We start from the raw sequence: 7572 nt of genomic DNA on the forward strand, positions 1-7572 counted from the left end.
CAGAGTGACGCGGACGCCATGGCATTATGTGTCTATTTTTTTTAAGGGAACAACGCACCAGCGAGGGTACAACGGCGGGGACCGTCGGCGGCGTCAGAGGGTTATAAAGGACAGGGACAGCGCCTTTCTACTTGGCTTTACCCTCACCCTCCCGCCGCGATGCGGCGGGCCCCTCCCTCTCCCGGGACGGGAGAGGGGGCGACGCTCCCTCATCCGTCACACCCGTGGGGTAAAGGCGCCATGCTTGTCTTCATCCTCCGGCGGCTGGCGCAGAGCGCGGTCGTCGTGGTGGCGATGTCGGTGCTGGTCTTCGCCGGCATCTTCGCCATCGGCAACCCCATCGACGTGCTCATCAGCCCCGAGGCTGACGAGTTCGAACGCGCCGCCGCCATCGCCCGGCTGGGGCTCGACAAGCCCATGCACGAGCAGTTCCTGCGCTTCGTGGACAGCGCGCTCGGCGGCGACCTCGGCACCAGCTTCGTCCATGGGGTGCCGGCTCTCGGCCTCGTGCTGCAACGCTTCCCGGCGACGCTGGAGCTGGCGCTCTGCGCCATGCTGGTGGCGGTGGTGCTGGGCATCCCGCTGGGGCTGTGGGCCGGGCTGAAGCCGGATTCCCTGGCCGGGCGGGTCATCATGACCGGCTCGATCCTCGGCTTCTCGCTGCCCACCTTCTGGGTGGGCATGATGCTCATCATGGCCTTCGCGGTGACTCTGGGCTGGCTGCCGGCGGGCGGGCGCGGCGAGACGGCGAGCCTGTTCGGCGTGCAGTGGAGCTTCCTGACCGCCGACGGGCTGGCCCATCTGATCCTGCCCGCCGTCAATCTGGCCCTGTTCAAGCTGTCGCTGGTCATCCGTCTGGCCCGCGCCGGCACGCGGGAGGTCGCCTTGCAGGACTATGTGAAGTTCGCCCGCGCCAAGGGGCTGGCGCCCGCGCGGGTGGTCGGGGTGCACATCCTGAAGAACATCATGATCCCGGTGGTCACCGTCCTCGGGCTGGAGCTGGGCAGCGTCATCGCCTTCTCGGTGGTCACGGAATCGGTCTTCGCCTGGCCGGGCATGGGCAAGCTGCTGATCGACAGCATCCTCCAGCTCGACCGGCCGGTGGTGATCGCCTACCTGCTGGTCACGGTGCTGCTGTTCGTCGTCATCAACCTGATCGTCGATCTGGTCTATTCGCTGCTCGACCCGCGAATCCGGCTTGGCGGAGGACGGGCATGAGCACAGTTGTGGCCAAGGCCCCGGCGGTCGAGACGCCCTTCCTGCGGCTGGCGCGGGACTTCGCGCGGTCGCGCACGGCGCTGGCCGGGCTGGCGGCGCTGGTGCTGATCGTGCTGGCCGCCCTGCTCGCCCGTTGGGTGGTGCCGCAGGATCCCTACGACCTCGCGCAACTGGACATCCTCGACGGCATGATGGCACCGGGGTCGCTGGGCGGCGGCGGTTGGACCTATTGGCTGGGCACCGACGACCAGGGGCGCGACATGCTGTCGGCCATCGTCTTCGGGCTGCGCACCAGCCTGCTGGTCGGGGTGGTCGCCACGCTGATCGCGCTCGCCGTCGGGGTGGCGGTCGGGCTGCTGGCGGCCTATGCCGGGGACCGGGTGGACGGGCTGGTCATGCGGCTGGTGGACATCCAGCTTTCCTTCCCGGCCATCCTGATCGCGCTGATCCTGCTGGCCCTGCTGGGCAAGGGAGTGGACAAGGTGATCGTCGCTCTCGCCGCCGTGCAGTGGGCCTATTACGCGCGGACCATCCGCGGCTCCGCCCTGGTGGAGCGCCGCAAGGAGTACATCGAGGCCGCGCAGTGCCTGGCCCTGCCCCACCGGCGGATCATGATGCGCCACCTGCTGCCCAACTGCCTGCCGCCGCTGATCGTGGTGGCGACGGTGCAGGTCGCCCACGCCATCGCGCTGGAGGCGACGTTGAGCTTCCTCGGCGTCGGTGTGCCGGTGACCCAGCCGTCGCTGGGGATGCTGATCGCGTCGGGCTACCAGTACATGCTCTCGGGCGATTACTGGGTCAGCCTGTTCCCCGGCCTCGCCCTGCTGGTCACCATCGTGGCGATCAATCTGGTGGGGGACCGGCTGCGCGACGTCCTTAACCCGCGCCTGAACCATTGAGGAGGGGCGACGCGATGACCGAACCCCTGCTGCGCGTGGACGGGCTGAAGACGCATTTCCTCACCCGCGCCGGCACCGTGAAGGCGGTGGACGGGGTCGACCTGCGCCTCGACCGCGGTGAGATCCTCGGGCTGGTGGGCGAGTCCGGCTCCGGCAAGTCGGTGACCGGGCAATCCATCCTCGGCCTCGTCGATCCGCCGGGGCGGGTGGTCGGCGGCCGGGTGCTGTTCCAGGGCGAGGATCTGGTCGGCGCCGGGGAGAAGCGGCTGCGCGCCATCCGTGGGCGGCGCATCGCCATGATCTTCCAGGACCCGATGATGACGCTGAACCCGGTGCTGAGCATCGGCACCCAGATGGTCGAGGCCGTACGGGCCCACGAGACGGTCGGCCGGGCCGAGGCGTGGGAGCGTTCCCGCCGGGCGCTGGCCCGCGTCGGCATCGCCTCGCCCGACGAGCGGCTGGCCTCCTACCCGCACCAGTTCTCCGGCGGGATGCGCCAGCGCGTCGCCATCGCCATAGCGCTGCTGCATTCCCCGGACCTGATCATCGCCGACGAGCCGACCACCGCGCTCGACGTCACCATCCAGGCTCAGATCCTGTTCGAGGTGCAGACGCTCTGCCGCGAGACGGGGACGGCGCTGATCTGGGTGACCCACGACCTCGCCGTCGTGTCGGCGCTGGCCGACCGGGTGGCGGTGATGTACGCCGGCCGGGTGGTGGAGACCGGGACGGTGGCGGAGATCATCGGCAACCCGCGCCACCCCTACACCCGCGGCCTGCTGGAATCGGTGCCCAGCCGCAACCGGCGGGGCGTGCCGCTGCGCTCCATCCCCGGCATGACGCCCTCCGTCCTCGACCTGCCGGAGGGCTGCGCCTTCCGCCCGCGCTGCGACCGGTCCAGCGGAGCCTGCACCGTGATGCCGGAACTGGCGGGAGAGCGGGAGGACCGCGCCTGGCGCTGCTGGAACCCCGTCGGAGCCGAAGCGCGGGGAGACGCCGCATGAGCGCCGCATCCATCGTCGAACTGGACGGGCTGACCAAGCGCTTCTCGCGCAAGCTGGACGTGGTGGAGCGCTTCGCCCGCCGGCTGGGCGCGGCCATCGACGACCGGGCGGTTCAGGCGGTCAGCGGCGTTGACCTGTCCATTGCGGAGGGCGAGGTGGTCGGGCTGGTCGGCGAATCCGGCTGCGGCAAGAGCACGCTGGGCCGCATGGTCGCCGGCATCCTGCCGCCGAGCGCCGGCGCCATCCGCTGGCGCGGCCGCGATCTGCAAGACCTGTCCCCAGCCGACCGCCACCACGCCAACCTGAAGATCCAGATGGTCTTCCAGGACCCCATGGCCTCGCTCAACCCGCGCCTGCGCGTGGCGGACATCGTCGGCGAGGCGCCGGTGGTCCACGGGCTGGTGCCGCGGCGGGAGGCGGAGGAGTATGTGGCCGCGACCCTGCGGCAGGTCGGGCTGGACCCCGCCTATCTGCGGCGCTACCCGCACCAGTTCTCCGGCGGGCAGCGGCAGCGCATCGGCATCGCCCGCGCGCTGGCGGTGCAGCCGGACGTGCTGGTCTGCGACGAGTCCGTCGCGGCGCTGGACGTGTCGATCCAGGCGCAGATCATCAACCTGTTCATGCGCCTGCGCGAAGAGCTGTCGCTGACCTATCTCTTCATCAGCCACGACCTGGGCGTCGTGGAACACATTTCCGACCGCACCGCGATCATGTATCTTGGACGGATCGTGGAGTTGGCCCCGACACCGGAGCTGTTCGACAAACCCAATCATCCCTATGCCAAGGCGCTGTTGGACGAGGCGCCGCGCGTGTCCGTGGAGAAGCGGCGGTTCGCGCCGATCCGCGGAGAGATTCCATCGCCCCTCGACCCGCCGTCGGGCTGCGCCTTTCATCCGCGCTGCCCGCACGCGATGCCACGCTGTTCGGCGGAACGCCCGGCCCTGCGCGAGATCGCGCCGCGACGCTGGTCCGCCTGCCACCTGAACGAAACCACAGGTCCATGATGCCCTCACCCGATCCCGCCGGCCCATCCGCGTGCAGCCCGCGCACGCTGGAGCTGCTGCGCGACCTGATCGCCTTCGACACGACCAGCCGCAACTCCAACCTCGACCTGATCCACTACATCCGCGACCATCTGGCGGCGCTGGGGGTGTCCAGCACGCTGGTGTTCAACGAGGAGCGGACCAAGGCCAACCTCTACGCCACCATCGGCCCGATGGACCGCGGCGGCGTCTGCCTGTCCGGCCACACCGACGTGGTGCCGGTGGACGACCAGGACTGGTCGAGCGATCCCTTCACCCTGACGGAGCGCGACGGCAAGCTGTTCGGGCGCGGCACGGCGGACATGAAGGGCTTCATCGCGGCGGCGCTGGCCATGGCGCCGGACTTCCTGGCCGCCAACCTGACGACGCCGGTCCATTACGCCTTCTCCTACGACGAGGAGTTGGGCTGCCTCGGCGTGCCCGGCCTGCTGACCCGGCTCGCCGGTATGGCGGTCAAGCCGCGCCTGTGCGTCGTCGGGGAGCCGACGCGGATGCGGGTGATCGTCGGCCACAAGGGCAAAGTGGCGCTGCGCTGCCGCGTCCACGGCCACGCCTGCCATTCCTCGCTCGCCCCGCAGGGGGTGAACGCCGTGGAGTACGCGGCGGAGCTGGTGTCCTTCCTGCGCGGCATGGGCCGCCGCTTCGCCGAGCAGGGGCCGTTCGATTACGATTACGACGTGCCCTACACCACAGTGCACACCGGGGTGATGGAGGGCGGCACCGCCCGCAACATCGTCCCCTCCGACGCCTCCTTCGAGTTCGAGATCCGGCATCTCGCCGACCATCCCGTGGCGCCGATGCTGAAGGAGCTGCGGGACTTCGCCAAGACGCTGGAGCCGGAGATGCGCGCCGTCCGTCCGGATGCCGGATTCTCCTGGGAAACCCTGTCGGACAGCCCGGCGCTCGACACCCCGCCGGAGTCGGAGGAGGTGACGCTGGTCAAGAACCTCGCGGAACAGAACGGCCATGGCAAGGTGGCCTTCGGCACGGAGGGCGCGCTGTTCACCAGCATCGCCAACATCCCCGCCGTGGTCTGCGGCCCCGGCGACATCGAGCAGGCCCACAAGCCCGACGAGTATGTGGAGCTGAGCGAACTCGCCCGCGCCGAGCGTTTCCTGCACCGTCTGAGGGACGCCGCGAAAAAGGGCCTTTAACGCGGAAGGGCCGGAGCGTTTCCGCTCCGGCCCCCTTTCAAATTGTCCCTGGACCGTTGCGCTTCGCCGGTCAGTGGACCTCCACGCTGACGATGGCCGGCAGGGTGCGCAGGAAGTTCGCACCCGTGTCGGTCGCCTCGACGACGAGGTGACCGCAGCGGTCGTGCCCGCGCAGGCGGGCCTCCGCGCCCATGCCGGCGGTGCGCAGCACCTCCGACAGGTCGGACACCGCGGTGCGGACCCAGGCCCGATGCTCGGCCAGACTCTTGTACGCCGTTGCTTCCGAGTGATTCAGGGTAACGGTAAAGGTGTGCAGCTCGATGGTCATAAGAGCTCCGGAATGAACCGATTGTTCTGGGACAAGCTCAGTGTTTGACGCTGTTCGAGCATCCGCTCCGCCCCAACCGGACGGTGTGTGCAAACAAGCTGGAAAGGGACGTGCGGACACTTGCCGGTTGGCGGATTGAATCCGGGGATCAGCCGATCGGCGAAAAGGGTCCCTTTCGATTTGGGGAGCAAACAAACCGTAGTGTAACCGAAACCTGTGGCCGATGCTTGTGATATCGTGGGAACGCTGCCCTGCACAAAGCGCGCTCACAAGCGCGGAAGAGGAGCGCAAAAGGGGCAGCCCCGGCACGCCCTCCCTTGCGCTCTGCGGTTTGATCGGACCGCCCTCAATCCAGGAAGATGTCCGGCGCCAGCGGGGCGCCCGGCTCGACCGCGTAGGGCTCCAGGTCGGTGACGCCCTCCTCCGCCAGCACCTCATCGTCGATGAAGAAATGGCCGGTGCAGGTCCTGGCATCGCGGGTCAGGATGGCGTGGGCGGCGTCGGCCAGGATCTCCGGCTTGCGGCAATTGTCGAACTCGGCGGCGCCCTTCAGCATGGCGATGGCCGCCGTGCCGATGATCGTGCGCGGCCACAGGGAATTCACGGCGACCTTGCCGCGGAACTCGGCGCTCATGCCCAGCGTGCACAGGCTCATCGCGTATTTGGCGATGGTGTAGGCGGTGTGGTGCTGGAACCAGCGCGGATTGAGGTTCAGCGGCGGCGACAAGGTCAGGATGTGCGGGTTCTCGGCCTTCAGCAGATGCGGCAGGCAGGCCTGGGAACAGGCGAAGGTGCCCCGCCCGTTGACCCCCATCATCAGGTCCCAGCGCTTCAGCGGGGTGTCCAGCGTGCCGGTCAGGCTGATCGCGCTGGCGTTGTTGACCAGGATGTCGATGCCGCCGAACGCCTCCACCGTGCGGGCCACCGCCTCGGCCACCTGGGCGTCGTCGCGGATGTCGCAGAGGATCGGCAGCGCCTTGCCACCGGCGGCCTCGACCTCCTCCGCGGCGGAGAAGATGGTGCCGGGCAGCTTGGGGTGCGGCTCCGACGTCTTGGCGGCGATGACGAGGTTGGCGCCGTCGCGGGCGGCGCGCAGCGCGATCGCCTTGCCGATGCCCCGGCTGGCGCCGGTGATGAACAGGGTCTTGCCCTTCAGCGTGCGCGCGTCCGTCATGTCGCTTGCCCTCCCCATGGTTCGTCCGTCGGAGCCGGCCGCCGCGGCCGCCCGGTTTGTCGGCGATGCTAGCACAGATCACCCGGGACTCGTCCAGACGCGGGCGTCACTCAATTAACCTATGCGTCAATATGCTGTTCCCGTCTAGACTGCGCTTGCCCCTCTCGCTCGGGAACCCCGGCCGGTGCGTCGTCTTGCCCTTGCCCTCGCGCTGATCCTCGCCACGGCGCCCGCCTTCGCGCAGGCGGTGGCGCAGCACCTGTTCTTCGAGGCCGTGCCGGCGGGCGCCCCGCCCGGCGCGTCCTACGAGGCGCGGCAGCGCCTGACCGAGCGCTCCCGGACCGAGCTGCTGCCGGCCATCCTCGACGCCGCCGGCCTGGATGGAGCGGTCGCGGTGGCCGACCTGCGGATGGGCGGCTACCGGCTCCAGACCAACCCGTCGCTCCACCTGACCCTGCGGCTGGAGGACGCGCCCGCCGACCGGCTGGCCGGGGCCATCGCCTGGAGCTTCTCGCAGGAGAGCGTCCTGGTGGCGGATTTCGACAGCGCGGACGGCGCCACCGGCTACGCCCTGGTCCGCTTTCCCACGGGCAGCCTGACGCCGGAGCGCGCCCAGCGCTTCTTTCTCGCCGCCGCGGCGGAGCAGGACGGGCTGGGCGGCGGCTACACCGCCTTCGGCGACTCGCTGCTGTTCCTCAACCTGCGCGGCGCAGGAACTCCGCGAAGGTCTCGTCGGGAAGGCCGCTGTAGGG

The 7572-nt window shown here is 69.4% G+C and carries 8 protein-coding genes; 6 read left to right on the top strand and 2 right to left on the bottom strand.

Features of this window, described 5'->3' with window-relative positions; translation table 11 throughout:
* Positions 1-240 precede the first annotated feature (240 nt).
* From GBZ26_RS24575 to argE, 5 genes are read left to right on the top strand one after another with little or no spacing between them, the layout of a single operon-like run.
* Positions 241-1218 (top strand): ABC transporter permease, encoded by a 978-nt coding sequence (locus GBZ26_RS24575; RefSeq protein ID WP_174441091.1) that lies wholly within the window; start codon positions 241-243, stop codon positions 1216-1218.
* On the top strand, positions 1215-2117 hold the full coding sequence (locus tag GBZ26_RS24580) for an ABC transporter permease (protein WP_174441092.1): 903 nt from the start codon (positions 1215-1217) through the stop codon (positions 2115-2117). Before GBZ26_RS24575 ends, GBZ26_RS24580 begins: the two co-directional genes overlap by 4 nt.
* A 14-nt stretch (positions 2118-2131) precedes the next feature.
* Positions 2132-3121: an ABC transporter ATP-binding protein gene (locus GBZ26_RS24585; RefSeq protein WP_174441093.1), complete on the top strand. Its 990-nt coding sequence runs from the start codon at positions 2132-2134 to the stop codon at positions 3119-3121.
* Positions 3118-4125, top strand: a complete 1008-nt coding sequence (locus GBZ26_RS24590) for an ABC transporter ATP-binding protein (RefSeq protein WP_174441094.1) — start codon at positions 3118-3120, stop codon at positions 4123-4125. The genes GBZ26_RS24585 and GBZ26_RS24590 overlap by 4 nt, the downstream gene beginning before the upstream one ends.
* A complete protein-coding gene (argE, locus tag GBZ26_RS24595) occupies positions 4122-5318 on the top strand; it encodes an acetylornithine deacetylase (RefSeq protein WP_174441095.1) in 1197 nt (398 codons plus the stop codon). The genes GBZ26_RS24590 and argE overlap by 4 nt, the downstream gene beginning before the upstream one ends.
* A 70-nt stretch (positions 5319-5388) precedes the next feature.
* Here argE and GBZ26_RS24600 read toward each other — a convergent pair whose 3' ends face one another.
* Together GBZ26_RS24600 and GBZ26_RS24605 are read right to left on the bottom strand one after the other, a co-directional pair.
* On the bottom strand, positions 5389-5646 hold the full coding sequence (locus GBZ26_RS24600) for a hypothetical protein (protein WP_109072703.1): 258 nt from the start codon (positions 5644-5646) through the stop codon (positions 5389-5391).
* 346 nt (positions 5647-5992) lie between these two features.
* Positions 5993-6820, bottom strand: a complete 828-nt coding sequence (locus tag GBZ26_RS24605) for an SDR family oxidoreductase (protein WP_174441096.1) — start codon at positions 6818-6820, stop codon at positions 5993-5995.
* A 184-nt stretch (positions 6821-7004) separates the two neighbouring features.
* Here GBZ26_RS24605 and GBZ26_RS24610 point away from each other — a divergent pair.
* Positions 7005-7572, top strand: a 568-nt coding sequence (locus GBZ26_RS24610) for a hypothetical protein (RefSeq protein ID WP_174441097.1), incomplete at its 3' end; no start/stop codon positions are given.

Source organism: Azospirillum formosense, from assembly GCF_013340925.1.
Classification (GTDB): Bacteria; Pseudomonadota; Alphaproteobacteria; order Azospirillales; family Azospirillaceae; genus Azospirillum; species Azospirillum formosense.

What these genes read in the sequence shown, in the direction of transcription:
- GBZ26_RS24575 (WP_174441091.1), top strand. Translation starts at nt 241, where the DNA reads ATGCTTGTCTTCATCCTCCGGCGGCTGGCGCAGAGCGCGGTCGTCGTG.
- GBZ26_RS24580 (WP_174441092.1), top strand. Translation starts at nt 1,215, where the DNA reads ATGAGCACAGTTGTGGCCAAGGCCCCGGCGGTCGAGACGCCCTTCCTG.
- GBZ26_RS24585 (WP_174441093.1), top strand. Translation starts at nt 2,132, where the DNA reads ATGACCGAACCCCTGCTGCGCGTGGACGGGCTGAAGACGCATTTCCTC.
- GBZ26_RS24590 (WP_174441094.1), top strand. Translation starts at nt 3,118, where the DNA reads ATGAGCGCCGCATCCATCGTCGAACTGGACGGGCTGACCAAGCGCTTC.
- argE (WP_174441095.1), top strand. Translation starts at nt 4,122, where the DNA reads ATGATGCCCTCACCCGATCCCGCCGGCCCATCCGCGTGCAGCCCGCGC.
- GBZ26_RS24600 (WP_109072703.1), bottom strand. Translation starts at nt 5,646, where the DNA reads ATGACCATCGAGCTGCACACCTTTACCGTTACCCTGAATCACTCGGAA.
- GBZ26_RS24605 (WP_174441096.1), bottom strand. Translation starts at nt 6,820, where the DNA reads ATGACGGACGCGCGCACGCTGAAGGGCAAGACCCTGTTCATCACCGGC.